At 44.7% G+C, this 16,043-nt stretch carries 16 protein-coding genes and 1 other annotated feature (1 of these 17 cut by a window edge); of the genes, 1 reads left to right on the top strand and 15 read right to left on the bottom strand.

Going from position 1 to position 16,043, the window contains the following annotated elements; genetic code table 11:
- Nucleotides 1-63: a binding site (T-box leader), on the bottom strand; it reaches 187 nt to the left of the window's first position.
- Nucleotides 64-93: 30 nt separating this feature from the next.
- The 4 genes from KS242_RS01860 to KS242_RS01845 form a co-directional block, all read right to left on the bottom strand.
- Complete coding sequence (locus KS242_RS01860) at nucleotides 94-1,125, bottom strand: ion channel (RefSeq protein WP_254391778.1); 1,032 nt, start codon at nucleotides 1,123-1,125, stop codon at nucleotides 94-96.
- Nucleotides 1,126-1,263: 138 nt separating this feature from the next.
- The gene (locus KS242_RS01855) at nucleotides 1,264-2,442 is read right to left on the bottom strand and encodes an NAD(P)/FAD-dependent oxidoreductase (protein WP_217322756.1); all 1,179 of its coding nucleotides are present in this window, start codon (nucleotides 2,440-2,442) and stop codon (nucleotides 1,264-1,266) included.
- A gap of 30 nt (nucleotides 2,443-2,472) precedes the next feature.
- Nucleotides 2,473-2,889, bottom strand: a complete 417-nt coding sequence (locus tag KS242_RS01850; RefSeq protein ID WP_217322755.1) for a helical membrane plugin domain-containing protein — start codon at nucleotides 2,887-2,889, stop codon at nucleotides 2,473-2,475.
- 263 nt (nucleotides 2,890-3,152) lie between these two features.
- The gene (locus KS242_RS01845) at nucleotides 3,153-4,001 is read right to left on the bottom strand and encodes a DUF1206 domain-containing protein (protein WP_254391777.1); all 849 of its coding nucleotides are present in this window, start codon (nucleotides 3,999-4,001) and stop codon (nucleotides 3,153-3,155) included.
- A 138-nt stretch (nucleotides 4,002-4,139) separates the two neighbouring features.
- Here KS242_RS01845 and KS242_RS01840 point away from each other — a divergent pair, with 138 nt between their 5' ends.
- On the top strand, nucleotides 4,140-4,652 hold the full coding sequence (locus KS242_RS01840) for a hypothetical protein (protein WP_254391776.1): 513 nt from the start codon (nucleotides 4,140-4,142) through the stop codon (nucleotides 4,650-4,652).
- Between the two features lie 43 nt (nucleotides 4,653-4,695).
- Here KS242_RS01840 and KS242_RS01835 read toward each other — a convergent pair whose 3' ends face one another.
- The 11 genes from KS242_RS01835 to KS242_RS01785 all read right to left on the bottom strand — a co-directional run bounded on the left by KS242_RS01835 (nucleotide 4,696) and on the right by KS242_RS01785 (nucleotide 15,901).
- A complete protein-coding gene (locus KS242_RS01835) occupies nucleotides 4,696-6,003 on the bottom strand; it encodes a TRAP transporter large permease (RefSeq protein WP_217322753.1) in 1,308 nt (435 codons plus the stop codon).
- A complete protein-coding gene (locus KS242_RS01830) occupies nucleotides 6,000-6,491 on the bottom strand; it encodes a TRAP transporter small permease (protein WP_217322752.1) in 492 nt (163 codons plus the stop codon). The genes KS242_RS01835 and KS242_RS01830 overlap by 4 nt, the downstream gene beginning before the upstream one ends.
- 39 nt (nucleotides 6,492-6,530) lie before the next feature.
- Nucleotides 6,531-7,541, bottom strand: coding sequence for a TRAP transporter substrate-binding protein (locus KS242_RS01825; protein ID WP_217322751.1), 1,011 nt, complete (start codon nucleotides 7,539-7,541; stop codon nucleotides 6,531-6,533).
- A 61-nt stretch (nucleotides 7,542-7,602) separates the two neighbouring features.
- A complete protein-coding gene (locus KS242_RS01820) occupies nucleotides 7,603-8,790 on the bottom strand; it encodes a Gfo/Idh/MocA family protein (protein ID WP_217322750.1) in 1,188 nt (395 codons plus the stop codon).
- On the bottom strand, nucleotides 8,790-9,878 hold the full coding sequence (locus KS242_RS01815) for a Gfo/Idh/MocA family protein (protein ID WP_254391775.1): 1,089 nt from the start codon (nucleotides 9,876-9,878) through the stop codon (nucleotides 8,790-8,792). Before KS242_RS01815 ends, KS242_RS01820 begins: the two co-directional genes overlap by 1 nt.
- A gap of 14 nt (nucleotides 9,879-9,892) precedes the next feature.
- Complete coding sequence (locus tag KS242_RS01810; RefSeq protein ID WP_217322749.1) at nucleotides 9,893-10,711, bottom strand: sugar phosphate isomerase/epimerase family protein; 819 nt, start codon at nucleotides 10,709-10,711, stop codon at nucleotides 9,893-9,895.
- Entirely contained in the window at nucleotides 10,708-11,883 is a 1,176-nt protein-coding gene (locus KS242_RS01805; RefSeq protein ID WP_217322748.1) for a dihydrodipicolinate synthase family protein, read from the bottom strand. Before KS242_RS01805 ends, KS242_RS01810 begins: the two co-directional genes overlap by 4 nt.
- A gap of 13 nt (nucleotides 11,884-11,896) precedes the next feature.
- Entirely contained in the window at nucleotides 11,897-13,048 is a 1,152-nt protein-coding gene (locus KS242_RS01800) for a Gfo/Idh/MocA family protein (protein ID WP_217322747.1), read from the bottom strand.
- Between the two features lie 80 nt (nucleotides 13,049-13,128).
- Nucleotides 13,129-13,935, bottom strand: a complete 807-nt coding sequence (locus KS242_RS01795; protein ID WP_254391774.1) for a helix-turn-helix domain-containing protein — start codon at nucleotides 13,933-13,935, stop codon at nucleotides 13,129-13,131.
- A gap of 71 nt (nucleotides 13,936-14,006) precedes the next feature.
- The gene (locus KS242_RS01790) at nucleotides 14,007-15,335 is read right to left on the bottom strand and encodes a hemolysin family protein (RefSeq protein ID WP_217322746.1); all 1,329 of its coding nucleotides are present in this window, start codon (nucleotides 15,333-15,335) and stop codon (nucleotides 14,007-14,009) included.
- A 176-nt stretch (nucleotides 15,336-15,511) separates the two neighbouring features.
- A complete protein-coding gene (locus KS242_RS01785) occupies nucleotides 15,512-15,901 on the bottom strand; it encodes a sporulation protein (RefSeq protein ID WP_179637139.1) in 390 nt (129 codons plus the stop codon).
- Nucleotides 15,902-16,043: the final 142 nt, after the last annotated feature.

Raw genomic sequence — 16,043 nt, 5'->3', positions numbered from 1 at the left:
GCGTTACAGGGTTCTCTGTAGAAGGAGCTTACATACCATACTGCTCCGCTTCAACACTTGTAAATTTTTACTATAGTACCATGATTCAAAGCCTTACACAATATGATGTTTAAACTTTTCGTATACTTCATCACTAGCTATAACAAACAAGCGATCGGTCGGCTCTAATGCGGAATCTTTATCATGCAGGAAATTCATGTTTTCATTTATGCAGAAAAGATTCATCCCCTCTTTTGCTAGGGCATGCTGTGCGTCTTCGTATGTCTGCCAGTTTGACTTTGGTTTCACTTCATGAATATTGCTTCCATGCTGTTTACTTAAAAGCTGACGGAATAGATTAGAAGTTCCGGGTGTGAGAACAGCTTTCGCCATCAGCAACGAGACAGAGTCATTCGATAAGATAAAATCGTCAATTGAAATATGCTCAAATTTAGGGATGTGCGATTCATTATTGATTTCAACCACTGTATGTATATTTACATTTTCTGCTTTGGAAATCCCCTCGACTGCAGAAGCAATTAAAAGTGTCTTGGCATCTGCCAAAAGAGTAGAATCTAATGTTGGGTCAGAGAATACAGCAACACGCGCCGCTTCTAAAAGATTTGCCCGCTTCAGTATTGCTTCATCGGTGGGATCACCTTGTACGAATGCAATATGCTCGTGTTCAAATGGGTGTTCTCCTCTATCGTCAATTACGACGATATAGGCGTCCGTTTCATTTGCCAGTACTTCTTCTATCGATTTTTTCACCTTTCTAGACCAGCCTATGTATATATAATGTCCACTTCTTTTAATCAACAGCTTTCCCTCCCTTTGCATTTGCTTAAACGCCGAAGCACCATCCGCTATCTTACCAATCAGTACACCAATGACACCAATTCCAAATAGAAACAAAAAGATCCCTAATAATCTTCCTGGTACTGTCTGTGGGTAATAGTCTCCATACCCAACTGTTGTGACGGTTGTCATGGTCCACCAAAAACCATCAAACCATGACGGAAAGTTTTCTCTTTCGATAAAGTGAATACCTACTGTCCCGGTCATAACGACAACAACGGAAGCTATAGCTATCGAGAGAAAATTAATAGATGTAATATTCTTCCACAAACGAATGAAGATAGTCAACACAACTCCCCCTTGCCCCTATTATAACTGGGTATTCCATACAAAATAAATACTAGGAAAAACAAATTTACAGTTTATTGCCACTTCTCCAAACATAAAAAAAGACACTTCGCGGGGAAGTGTCTTTTTTACTGTGTATTAGTAAGCTAAGCTAAATAGGCCTTTTACGTGAGTCAAGTAGCGGATATTACTTGCTTCTTTCATCATTGTAGCTGGAAGACCTTTCAATGGTGTCTGGTTAGCACCGATGAAGGCTACAGCATCCTTGCGGCCAAGGCTTGCAAGTGTACCGGAGTTAATCGGGCTGAACTCTTCCATTGTTTTTCCTTCAAGGTAAGCGAATAAGTTGTATCCTACTAGCTCACCCATTTGCCAAGCAATCTGAGCTGTTGGCGGCCAAGGACGACCGTCTTCACCGAAGTATACTGCACTGTCACCGACAACGAATACATCCTGATGGCTCTTAGACTGCAGGTGCGCGTTTACAGTTGCACGGCCGCGATCTGTTTCTAAACCAGACTCCGCTACCATTGGGAAGGCTTGTACGCCGCCTGTCCAAACAAATGTATTCGTTTCGATCTTCTGACCGTCTTTCAATTCTACAACGTTGCCTTCTACATTCGTTACAGGCAATCCAAGTAAGAATTCAACGCCGCGTTTTTCCAAGCTGGATTGCGCGCGATCGATAAGGTGCTGCGGAAGCATCGGAAGGACCTTAGGACCTGCTTCAACTAGCTGCAACTTGATTTCTTTTGGATCTACACCGTGAGGCAAGCAGTAAGATGGAAGCTTGTCCGCGATTTCGCCTACTAGCTCAACACCAGTCAGACCGCCGCCACCGATAAGAATTGTTGCGTCTGCAGGATTCTTAGATGCTGCATAAGCTTTAATTTTATCTTGAATTTGGTTGTATACTTTGTTTGCATCAGCTGCGGATTTCAGAACAAGGCTGTTCTCTTCCAATCCAGGGATACCAAAGTAAGCCGTTCTGCTTCCGAGTCCAACTACCAACGCATCATAAGAAAGTGTATTGCCGCCTTCTAGGACAACTTCTTTCGTATCAACATTGAAGCTTTCTACTGTTGCCACTTTAAAATCAACATCCAAACCTTTAAGAAGCTTCGTTACAGGCATTGCTACTGCTTGCTCGGAAATACTGCCTGCTGCAAGACGATGAAGCTCAGTGATGATTTGGTGTGTTGGTGTTTTATTGATAAGTGTTACATTAGCTTCTGCTTTGCTGTAATACTTACGTACAGTTTGAGCGGCTAAGACTCCGCCATAACCGGCGCCTAAAATAACGATATTCTTTGCCATACTTAATCCTCCGTCCTTACCTTTAAGCTCTTATTTTTGTTTTTGATTTTCTTTTTCGTTTGCTACTTCCAAATAGCTTTGAACAAAACGGAACATTTTTTGTGCTTGCGGATCCTTCATAAGACGAAGCAAACCGAATAGTCCGATTGTTTCATTGCTTGTTTCAGCACGGTCTTTCGCTTCAATTGCAGTTTGGGCAACTGTTTTCACAGAATCCGTTACTGGGTGAAGTACCTCTGTAATCGCACCAACAGTATCAGATTTCAAAACATCATCCGTTGCAACAGCTTGTGCAAAATCGTAAGATGCTGTTAACGCATTCACAAGCTCATTGATTTTTGGCAGCTGATCAATCAAAGAAGTCAATGATTCTTGTACTTCAGGCTTTAGCAATTGGCCAATAAGATCCTGTTGGCTCTGGCTAACACTTTCGTTTGTTTCAGACATAACGTATTCTCCTTTGCTATGGCAATCCAATATATTTATACGTAAACATTATACTTTGTTGTGAATTTGTTCACAACTGTACGTTCACAAATTGCTCAAAATATCCACTTTCAACTTTACTCCTACTTTTGGGACTTGTCAAAAGTTATTTCACTTAGGTTAACGTTTTTTTCATTTCCTATTTATATGTTCAAAAAATAAGTAATGAATACCTCTCTCCAAATGCTTCAGCTACTCTATATAATGAGAAGATACGATACAGATTATACACGCTTCCCAAAACTCATCCACTGATAGCGTCCGCGAATAACACAGTATACACCATATAAGATAAATCCGAGCGCAACGACACCGAGCATCCAGCGGCCAAATGGCTGCTGGATTATCTTGCTGAGTGCTCCGTCTATCCCCCTCGCTTGATAGGTTTTAGCTTGGATGGCGGTAATAATAAAAAAAGACCCCATAATATTGAACACAATTCCTCTGCTTATTTTGCCAACTCGACCGGCATAAAGGGCAATGCGTTTTTCTTTCTTATTCATCTCCATGCGATTGAACTGACGTAAAAAGCTGCCTGTTGCTCCGCTGAATACTTGCTGTACACCGAATATAATGACAATTATTCCAACACAACCAACCAGCCACGTTCCTAACGGATAAGTCAGCAGTTTTTCTGATAAAGATTTTGAATGTTCTCCCCAGCTGTGATTGGTTGCTGCAAAAGATAGTGCATTTAAACTAACACCTGCATAAAGAATTGTAGAAACACCATGATTAATACGCGTAACAATCTTTTTTACTCTGCTTCCTTTATTGTTATTTGGGGCTGTAATAGCCTGTATCGCATCCCAGCTTACATACCCAATTAATCCAATTCCAATAAACCACAACAGCATATTTCCAAACGGTATTCCGGATAGTTGCTCTAGCATTCCGGTTGTTCCCGTCGTTTCGCCACCAAGATGAAGCGCTGAAAAAAGCGCTAAAACTCCAATTACCATATAAACAATTCCCTTTACCATATAGCCCACACGACCGAATCTGCGTATCCATGGCTTTGTTTCTTCTTTCGCTTTGTAAACTTTTTGTATCGCTTCCTCGTTTTCAACCACGATAATTCCTTCCTCCCTTAATCCTTCAACCTTATTCCCATCGCCTGCTGTAAAGAAACACATGAAAATATACTAGGCAAGCTACCCAAACCCGATTTGTTACATACGATGGAGAAGAAGCAAGAAGGGAGAATAGTGATGTACAACAAAAACGATAAACAAAGTCAGCATCGACAAATTCAAGTTCCTGGACTGCCAGGTTTCGGCGGACCCGGAACTGGCGGACAGGGCGGCTTTCCATTTGGGCCTCCTTCTGGCTCCGGCGGGCAAGGTGGCTTCCCATTCGGACCTCCTCCTGGATCCGGTGGACAGGGTGGCTTCCCATTCGGGCCTCCTTCTGGATCTGGCGGGCAAGCCGGACAGCAGCAGGGGCAGTTCGGACCACCAGGACCGCCGCCGTCACAGATTCCGCAGCTGCAGTCCGTTAGCAGTAGTGGCGGGCCCTCTGCATTTGCAGTAGATCCTGGCGGAATCAGATTTTGTCTGTACCGATACACTTACATGCAACTCGAAAACGGTCAGCGCTTCTGGTACTACCCAGTATTCGTCGGTCGCACATCTATCGCTGGATTCCGCTGGCGCCCGCAGCAATTCCGCTGGCAGTATTTTGGAATTGATTTGAATCGTGTCGAAGCATTTAGCTGTTATTGACCTCACACAAAAAGGCCTTCCTTAAGCAGAAGGCCTTTTCTGTTTATTCTAATACTCCCATCAGCTCTGGAAGCCACAAACTTATAGCCGGAATATAAGCCACAGCCAAGAAGGCTATTATGACCGGAATATAGAAAAGCAATAATGGTTTAGTTACCTGTTCAATCGATACATCCCCAACTTTCGATCCAATGAAGAGTACCGTTCCCACCGGCGGCGTAATTGTACCAATAGCCAGCCCCATAGACATAATCATCCCAAAGTGTACCGGATGCACGCCTAATTCCAAAGCTATTGGCAAAAGTATCGGTGTAAAGATTAGCAGCGCTGGCGCTATATCCATAAATGTTCCGACCAGCAGCAGCAAAAGAACCATGATTAAGATTAATATCATCTTATTATCGCTGAGCTGGAGGATCCCTTCGCTGACGAACTGCGGAAGCTTGGAGTAAGATAAGATCCAGGACATAGCAGATGAAGCACCGATAAGCAGTAAGATAACACCAGAGAAGATGACTGTGTCCCGCAGAATGACCGGGATATCTTTCCATGTCAGGCTCCGGTAAATCAAACACAATATCACTGCATAAAGGATAGCGACAGCTGCCCCTTCTGTAGCAGTAAACACACCTAGTGATATCCCGCCAATAACAACTACGATCAGCAGAAGACTAGGGATAGCTTGTAATGTTACTCTCATCGCTTGAGAAAACCGAATAGGATCAGAAACTGCATATCCTCTGCGTTTGGCAACTATAAAGGCCATTATCATAATTAAGACTGCCATTAGAATTCCTGGCAGATATCCTGCAATAAACAAAGCTCCGATAGAGGTTCCGCCGCTTAATACAGAATAGATAATCGGCGTCCCACTAGGAGGAATAATTAATCCCGCCGGCGCGGATGCAATATTAACAGCCGCTGAATATGTAGGATCATAGCCTTCTTTTTTCTGTAAGGGAGACATAATTTTTCCCATCGTTGCCGCCGAGGCAATTGCCGAGCCAGATAAGGCGCCGAACAATGTATTTCCGATTACATTTGTGTGAGCTAAAGATCCCGGCATCCGTCCTGCCAGCAGCTTTGCAAAGTTGATTAGCCGCTGAGCAATCCCGCCTGTATTCATGATGCTGCCTGCTAACGTGAAGAAAATCAATGATAGAAGCACAAAGCTGTCTATTCCGGTAACAAACTGCTGTGCCACGACAATCAGTACCTCATCGAAAGGCAGCAGCGTAAGACCCGCTACTAAAGTTGACAGACCAATACTGACAGCAATCGGAACACCAAAGAAGATAAGGAGAAAGAACAGCCCAAATAACACAATACCTGCAAGCGCAACACTAGTCATGCGGCATGCCTCCTTCTGGCTGCTTCTTTACGTGCCATAAGTCGATTCGTAACAATGTAATATACAGTCAGCAGACCCGAGAGCGGCAGCGCGGCATACACATATCCCATCGGCAAACCAAGAACTGGTGAAGTCTGTGACATTGTCTCCAGCATAAGCTGTGACCCGCCAATGATAAATACGATTATCATAAACAGTAAGACTGTTACTTCAATTATAATCTCAGCAGCTTTTTTATCCTTTTTATGCTTCCACTTAGACATTAAAAATGTCAGCGCGATATGCTCTTTCACACCAAAAGCATAACTAGCACCCAGCAAGCCTACCCAGATGAAGGAAAATCGCAATACTTCTTCTGTAAACACACTTGGATTTTGCAAGACAAAGCGAGTGAAAACCTGCCAAATAGCACCGGCGACCAAGAAGACAGTTAATGTACAGGTTACAAGCAAGATACATTTATCTACCCAGTATCGTATTTTTTCCACCTCATTCAGCTCCTATCCATTTTCTGTAAAGCTGTTGACCTACTCCAATGCTGCAATGTCATCAAGCACCTTGGCAATCTTAGGATCCTCACGTCTCTCTTCTATCAGCGGCTGCACAAGTTCTTTGAATGGAGCTTGATCCAGTTCATTAAATGTGACGCCCATCTCATCTTCTGCCTTCTTGATGCTCTCTTCGATTAATTGATCCCAGCGCGCATTATGATTTTCAGAAGAAATTGCTGCCGACTCCTCCACTGCTTGCTGTTGTTCTGGTGTTAAGCTATCCCATGTCTTCTCACTCATAATTAGGAAATCTGGGATACGCGTATGTTCATCATAAGAAAAGAATTTAGCAACTTCACCATGGTTCGCATCCGTAAGCGCAATAGGACTGCTCTCGGCTCCATCAATTACCCCCTGCTGCAGACCCGTATACACTTCTGGCGCAGGTAATGGAGTCGGCGAGGCGCCGAGCAGCTCCATCGTGCGAATGGAAGTTGTATTTGTCATGGTACGGATCTTCAATCCGTGTAAATCTTCGGGAGTCTGAATCGGTGTATCAGCCGTATAGAAACTGCGTGCTCCAGCATCATAATAAGCGATACCGTGCAAGCCGACCTCTTCCAGCTCTTTATAAAGATTTTTCACAATTTCCGACTGCATGACTTTTTTGAAGTGCTCTTCATCCTCGAACACATATGGCAGACTAAAAATAGAAAAATCAGGATAAAAGCTCTCCAGCACACCACCGTTCACTTTCGCCATATCCACCACACCATTTTGGACAAGTTCCAGCATAACTCTTTCCCCGCCAAGGCTGCCTTCTGTGTAAATATCGGTCGAAATGACCCCATCCGTACGCTCCTCTAGTTCACCTGTGAATTCCTCTAAGCTGGCATAAACCGGACTATTGGGATTGTGGATATGCCCCATCGTCAGTTTCTTTGTCTCCTGTTCAGCTGCATCTGTTGATGGACCAACAATCATCAATACACCAATCCCAAGCAGTAAAACAGCAAGAATCAACCACGTCGTTTTTGCTCGCTTCATGCTTCACCCTCCACACTATAGTATAAAGCGCTTACAAAATACTGCATGTGACAGACCCGAATTAGGGGCTGCCTTTTTGCATTGTTGTGACTACATCTGCCTGTTGGGCAGGTCTGCTCCACGGAATCTGCAATTCGTTTGGCAGCTTCCCTTTTACAAAACACGTATGCAATTCTTCCTCTAACCCAGCAACCGTTCTTCTCTTACCAGTCAACTGCTGTATTTCTGCTGGAAACGTGTGACTCTGCGGTACTGCCTTATGCACAGCTTCAATAACTGCCGCATGACCGATTGCTGTTTCAAAGGTACACGGAATGTCTCTGCCATCTGTCAGAGCACCAATACAATAATCTAATTTATCAAGATGATTTGCTTGCGGATTTCCATAGACCTTCTCCTGCCCATCTTCTGTATAAGCAGTGATAACACCTTGGTCAAGATTGCAATCATATACAATATGACCTTTTTCAAACGTATACATAAATTGCGGCCCTTGTTCTTTTTCTGTTGCATGCGATCCAAGAAAGAGCATCTCACAGCCACCCTCTGTTTCTAAACGGATAGCACAAGTATCAAATGTTTCAATATTGTTTGCTCGGTAAAGTTCTGCTTCCAGACGGTCAACTTGCACGGTACGCTGCAATTCTTCTCCTAATACAAACAACATATTATGAATAAAGTGTGCAGCAGCATTATTCGCTACACTGTCACGAATCAGCTTTCCATTAGCAGATGCCAGCCTCCCTGACCATGCTGAACGAGCAAAGTAATCTTCATCCCGCGGCCACAATACTAACGTTTTCAGCTGTTTGGGTTTTCCATAGATACCTCGGCGGATGTCTTCCTTCAACTCTAGAATAGGTGCCGTGAACGACCAGTTAAAACCAACAGCTGCCCACTTGCCAGATTCTGCAATTGCCTGCTCCCATTGGTAACGATCCTGCATATCAGCAAATATCGGTTTCTCACAAAGCACATTTGATTCATGCTGAAGGGCACATATCGCCTGCTCTGTATGCAAGTGAATAGGTGTAGCGATGATTGCTAAATCAGCCTGATTCTGCTGATAGAAGGCTTCTAGCGTTGTAAATATTGGAATCTTCAGCTGCTTCACTTTTTCTAAAAATGCGCTTTTCTCCGGATGAATTTCTACAATACCAACGAAGACGACATCTTCTCGAGTCAATAGCGCTTCTAAGTAATGCTCGCCATATCCGTTCATCCCAATTAAAACGATTTTTTGTTTCATCACTTCTCCCCTGCCTTCGTCAGACTGATGGCTTTTTCCTGTGCTTGAATTGCCAAAGCCGCCGCCCGAAATGTATGTTCCTGGCTCATCGCCACTTCCGTCCCATACACACAATCACCAATCAACTGGCTGAAATAAGGGATTCCAACCTTCCCCTTTACCGGAAAGTACAATTCTTCGTGATCTGTCACAATATACAAATGCTCTCCCTCAGCAGAACGCGCAACATCTGTATACTTGCGTAACTCGATAAAACCATTCGTACCATGTAATACCGTACGGCCGTCTCCCCAGACCCGAAGTCCAGCAGGTGTGAACCAGTCAACACGGAAATACTGGCTGATACCAGAGTCTGTCACTAGCGTCGCATCGCCAAAATCCTGCCACGCTCCGTATTCAGGATGCGCATAGTTCGCTACCTTGCTGTGCAGGACGTTTGCTTCTAAAGTTCTGCTGTAATGCAGCAGCTGCTCCATCTGATGACTGCCGATATCACAGAGTATCCCCCCGTTTTTCGATGGATCGAAAAACCATTCAGGCCGCGTGCCTGCTTGCAGTCGATGCGGCCCCGACCCAGTTAGCTGGAATAGATCACCGATCAAGCCGTACTGCACAATCTCATCCGCGAGCAGTGCAGCTTCAACTGCTAAACGCTCACTATAGAAGACAGCCCACTTCTTCCCTGTCCGGCGTACAGCTTCTTTTGCTGCAAGCAGCTGATCCATTGTCGTAAAAGGAGCTTTCGCCGACAGAAAATGCTTATCATGCTCCAGCACTTGAATACCTAAATCGCATCGTTCAGATGGCACAATACTTGTCGCTACCAAATCCACTTCACTATGCAGAATATGAGACAACTCCGAAACAACTTCTCCCGTACGAAATTTCTCCACAAATGCCTTCGACTGGTCTATGTTCTTGTCATAAACATGTACAAGCTGTGCGCCTGCATCCAGCAACCCTTGTGTCATGCTGTAAATATGCGGGTGATCCAGCCCTGCCACCGAAAAAGTGAAAGGTACCGGCATCTTTTTGTCAGAAGCAGCGATATTGTGGGCTAATTCCTCTAGCTGATGCAGCAGTGCCATTTCACAACTCTCCTTTACACATGTGCCTGGTAGCATTGCTTCATTTGATGAAGGACGTCATCACCTGGCTGATCCCAGATCTCCTGATTGATAATCTCCACTTCAATTGGTCCATGATAGCCAGCTTCCTCTACCATGCTGCGCATCCCGCGCAAATCAATTACACCATCACCCATCATCGCACGGCCTTTAAACATATCCCGCATTGGCACCTTCCAGTCAGAAACATGGAAGCCCAATAACTTCCCTTTTGCGCGAGCTATCTGGTGTTCCAGCTCAGGATCCCACCAGATGTGGAAGGCATCCGCCACAACACCAAGATGATCGGATTGCAGACGCTCTGTCAGTGTATTTGCCTGCCCCAATGTATTAATAACAGAGCGGTCGGCAGCGTACATCGGATGCAGTGGTTCAATACCAAGCTTCACACCGAGTTCTTCAGCATATGGAAGAATCGCTTCGATTCCTGCCTCGACCCAATGACGAGCCTGTTTGATATTCTTGTCGGGCGCCGGTCCACATACGAGCACAAGCACATCTGTCCCCAACGCCTTTGCATCCTCAATTGCGCGCTTATTGTCGTCAATGCGCTGCTGTCTTTCCCGCTCCGTCGCTGCTGGGAACATACCGCCGCGGCAAAGACTGGATACTTGCACACCGTATTCCGTAAGCAGCTTTCTCGCTTCCTTTACGCCGAACTCCTCTAACTTATGCCGCCAAATAGAAATCCAGTGTATATCATGTCGCGCACATCCCTGAATCGCTTCCGAAAGCGACCAATTTTCTGTCGTAATCTGATTGAGACTGAGCAGCTGCAGATTTGCTTTTGTCATGTCGTCACCTTCTGTTCAATCCCAGCAATCTTTAATACGAGCTGCATACGCTCGACAGCGAGATCTGGATCTACCAGTACGCCAGCTTGATCCGCCAGTCGGAAGAGTTCGCTCAAGTGGAGAACAGACCGAGCTCCTTCTGCTCCGCCAATCATCCGGAAGTGTGATTGGTAGCCATTAAGATAGGCCAAGAAAACAACACCTGTTTTGTAAGCATAAGTCGGCGTCTCGAAAATATGCCGAGCAAGCGGTACAGTTTTATCAAAGATCTCTCGATACCCCTCTATATCATCTGCATCAAGTGCACGCAGCGCTTCGGATGCTGCCGGTGCAATTGCATCAAAGATACCAAGAAGTGCATGACTGTATTGCCCGCCGTCTCCCTGTATCAGCTCCGGATAATTAAAATCATCTCCTGTATACATACGAACAGATGCCGGCAGCTGCGCTCGCATCTCCACTTCTTTGTCTTTATCCAGCAGTGAGATTTTAATGCCATCTATTTTCGCTTTATTTTGATGTATCAGTTCCAAACAAGCATCCATCGCAGTGCTGATTGTTTCTGTTCCCCAATAGCCTGTAAGCTTTGGATCAAACATCGGACCCAGCCAGTGGAGGATAACGGGTTTGTTTACACCTTTTAGCACATGTCCATAAACGTCTTGATAGTCCGCTGCAGAACGGGCGCTTACAGCTAGGGCACGGCTTGCCATTAAAATGATACGGCTGCCGGTCCCTTCAACGAAGGCCGTCTGTTCCTCATACGCTTGCTTAATTTCAGCTAATGTATACGTCTTATCTGCCTCGAGATGGTCTGTGCCTGCACCAGAAGCAAGCAGTGCATTCTCCTTTTGCGCTTCTTGTGCACTAATCGAAATCAGTTCCTTTGCCATATCCCATGTAAGACCCATGCCTCGCTGCGCTGTATCCATTGCTTCTGCTACACCGAAACCGAGCTTCCACAGTGTTTTTCGATAAGCAAGCGTAGCATCCCAATCAATTGCTCCGCCAAGTATTGGATGTGCCGCCGACTTTGTGTCCGCCACAACATGCGCAGCGGAGTAAGCCGTCCGTTTACGGAAAGTACCTTCTGTCGGATAAGTAGAGGCGGAATGGATCATTGTGTACGGCTCCAAGGACCCCCCTTGCTTTGGTAAAAGAATTGTTGTCATGCTGCTTCCTCCTTTAGATTTCCAAGCTCGGTACAGTGACCCACTTCTTCTCATGCCACGCTTCTAACCCTAAATCAGACAGCTGGGTACCTTTCGCACCTTCAAGCAAGTCCCAAGGGAAAGCGGCATCTTCTTCTACATGTCGCAAAAACTGTTCCCACTGAATTTTGAATCCATTGTCATAGGTACGGTTTTCCGGCAGCGATTCCCACTGGGAACGGAAGTCGATCGTATTCGGAATATCAGGATTCCAAACCGGTTTTGGTGTTGATACACGATGCTGAACCTTACAATCACGCAACCCAGCGACTGCGCTGCCCAATGTGCCATCCACTTGGAATGTAACAAGGTCATCTCGATCTACTCTAGTCGTCCAAGAAGAATTGGCTTGCACCACAACACCGTTTTTCAAAGCGAAGATAGCATATGCAGCATCATCCGCTGTTGCTTTGTAGCGATTACCTGCTTCGTCAACTCGATAAGGAATATGTGTTGCTCCTATGCATGTCATGCTGTCAATCTCACCGAATAGATGGTCAATCACATAGCGCCAATGTGCAAACATATCGACGATAATACCGCCGCCATCTTCAGCCCGGTAATTCCAGCTTGGACGCTGCGCTTCCTGCCAGTCGCCTTCGAAGACCCAATAACCAAAGTCCAGCTTCACGGACAATATATCACCAAAGTAATTACTATCGATTAAATGCTTCAGCTTTAACAATCCTGGTAGGAAAAGTTTATCTTGCACCACGCCGTTCTTTACGCCGGCCTCGCGCGCCAATCTCGCTAATTCCAATGAACCCTCAAGACTAGTAGCTGTAGGCTTCTCACAATAGATATGTTTACCGGCTTGAATCGCTTGCTTAATACTCTTTTCTCTTCGATTTGTTGTTTGGGAATCAAAGTAGATAACGTTATAGTCATCTGCCAATGCAGCTTCCAGGTCAGTACTGTATCGCTCCACATTATTTTCTCTGGCAAGCTTGGAAAGCTTCTCTTCGTTTCTTCCAACTAAGATTGGATCCGGCAGAAGGCGCTCTCCATTTGAAAGAAGTACGCCGCCTTCTGCACGAATAGCTGCGATCGAACGAATTAAATGCTGGTTTGTCCCCATTCTTCCTGTTACACCGTTCATGATAATCCCAATTTTCTTTGCTGCCATCCTAACGCCCTCCTACTATTCTTTTAAGAACAGTATAAATAAAGCGTTTTCATTTATCTTATCAATCTTTTCCCAGATTCTCAATTTCGGAAGTCATCTGCCGTTCGCCGGTAAACATTTGGCGTAACGCCAACATATTTTTTAAACACCCGATAAAAGGTAGATACTGCTTCAAATCCAACTTCAAAGCAGATTGAAACAATCTCTCGGTCTGATTCTTGCAGCATTTTTTTTGCCTTTACCAGCCTCACTTCTGTGAGAAATTGATACGGCGTTGTATCATACATTTCTTTGAAAACCTGATTCATATAGCGGCTGCTCACTCCTGCTTTCGCTGCCAGTTCTTCCATACTTGCAATCTCAAAATATCGAGTTTCTAAATGGTTCTTCAGCCATTTTGCTCTTCTGGCATTCATATCCTGCGTCATATCTTCCTGCTGCATGATCGTCAGTTGATACAGAACTTGTGCCAACAATAGCTTTAAACCGATTGCATGAATAGGGTGAACTTGCGACTGCTCAAACAGCATCTTCCGCAGCAGCTGCCGAATCTCACTGCTTTCAAACAGGGAGAGATTCAACACGCGCGATACCGAGAAAACTGGCTCTACTAAATAAGCGTTAACATCCTCTGCAAGATGATGACTGTTAAACTCAAGTACAAGCACCGTCATTTTTGAAAGAGCGTGAATAGCATGCTCCGTATGCGGAGAAATGAGCACAATACAATCCCGCCGCAGCTCTCGGCTGCTATTATGCAGTTCACACCTGCCTTCTCCATCCAAAACATAAAGCAGCTGATGGGAGATATCATGCTGATGCCGGGCAACCTCATTTTTTTCTTGGTGCTTATTTTCGTAAAGTTTAATGGTATGCTTCTCACTCAACGTTTTTATACCTCCATATAAAAAGGCCAGGATGCACAGAGGCATCCCAGCCATTTTTCTTACTCATGTTTTCACGCTTCCATAACAGGAAGCTGTTTTTGTTCCAGGATGCGCAGTTCAATCATTAAGATTTGATGATTATCCATTTCGATAACCTCCCACTCATTTCCTGCTTCATCCACGACAGTTGTTTTATCCTCAACTTCATCACTCTTGACGAAAATCCAGCCGCCGATTGTATCCACATCGTTCCGATCATCGAATACAAACTCAAATTGATCTTCAAGATCGTCCAGCAGCACACGGCCATTGATATGATAAGTCAGGCCGTCGACTTCTTGAATATCCGGTACTTCATCGTCATCAAACTCGTCGTGAATTTCACCAACAATTTCTTCTAAGATGTCTTCCATTGTCAGAATACCTGCTGTACCGCCATACTCATCCACTACAAGCGCTATGTGCACACGTTCTGTCTGCATCTTAAGAAGGGCGCTCTGCAGCGAAGTTCCTTCATGAATAGTAGGCAGTTCATGGATGAAGTTAGGCAAGTTCTGCCTTCTGCCGGCAGCAAAATCTGTCAGCATCTCTTTCACGTTAACGAATCCGATAATATGGTCTTTATCTCCATCATCTGTCACTAGGTAACGGGTAAATTGATGTTCATCAATCACTTCAATTACTTCCGCAGCGGTCATGGATTTTTCCAATGTAACCACTTGTGTTCGCGGAACCATAATGTCTTTCGCTACACGTTCATCAAATGTAAAGATATTTTCCATATAACTAAGTTCTGTTTTGTTAATTTCACCACTTTGATAGCTCTGCGTCATGATAATACGCAGTTCTTCCTCCGAGTGTGCTGACTCATGAGCTGCCGGCTTCACACCAAACATTCTTAAAAACACACGCGCGGATCCGTTCAGCAAATAGATGAATGGTGCCATTAATTTACCAAACCAATACAACGGCGGTCCTAGAATTAATGTCAACTGCTCTGTATACTGAATCGCCAGTGTCTTTGGTGCCAGTTCTCCAATTACAACATGTAAGAATGTAACCGATGCAAAAGCAATTGCATACGAGAGAATGGTAGACAGGGATTCAGAGAGACCAAACTCATGGAACAGCGGATGCAGTATTTTCTCGACCGTAGGCTCACCTAATGCACCCAATACAAGGGCAGTGACCGTAATCCCCAACTGACACGCTGACAAGTAATAATCCAGGTTATCCACTAGTTTGCGGACAATAATTGCCCGTTTGTTCCCCTCAGCGACAAGCTGATCGATGCGCGACATACGCACTTTCACGACAGAAAATTCCGCACCTACGAAAAAGGCTGTAAAAATGATGAATAACACAACTAAACTTAAATTAATGACTATTGATGGGTCCAATTAGTTCCCTTCTAAACGAAGGGATTCACCTCACTTATTTGTTTGATAGTTTACAAGCAGATTAGTAAAACAGCTGCAGCACCTAGAAGAGGAGCAGCTCCAGTAAAACTTTTATTCTGTAATGAGGTTACCTTCAGCAAAGCCTTCCCAATGCAATCTCCCCTTTCATCATGTGTCTACGCTAAAATCCGAACTTGCCTATCATCGGTTGCGCATTTTTCATTTGCAAAAACAAGCTTGGTCTTCAGTTCATATCTAGTGGTTGTCGAGCTTGGTTCCAATTCTTCCGGCAAACGGAAGGTGAACGGCTTATTCAGCTGTTCATTGGATTTCAGCTGCTTTGACATAAAGATGCTAAGTACATTCTTTATATTCACTATTTTATCGTTTGCGCTGTTTTTTATAACCAAATCGCAATCTAATCTGTTTAAACTTTGGTCTTTCCAGCCGCCATGGAGCTGAAAATGCCCTTCAATTTTTTCGCCTGCTTGATAGCTTGCCTGGTCCAATACGAGCGTAATGGATGGCGCCCGCATCTGCATCATCTCTAAACACTTCTTCAACACGGCTTTGTTCCTCCATTTATCTGTACTAAATGAAAAGGACCTCCACATCATGAAGGTCCAGTCCGTAATCAGCCTTCACCAAATTGGCAAAGGTCTGGCAAACAACTTAACGTTGTCAGTTAAACCGGCGACAGCAAGCTAT

This window comes from Terribacillus sp. DMT04, assembly GCF_019056395.1.
Taxonomy (GTDB): Bacteria; Bacillota; Bacilli; order Bacillales; family Amphibacillaceae; genus Terribacillus; species Terribacillus aidingensis_A.
This window is presented reverse-complemented; position numbering and strand designations above follow the sequence as displayed.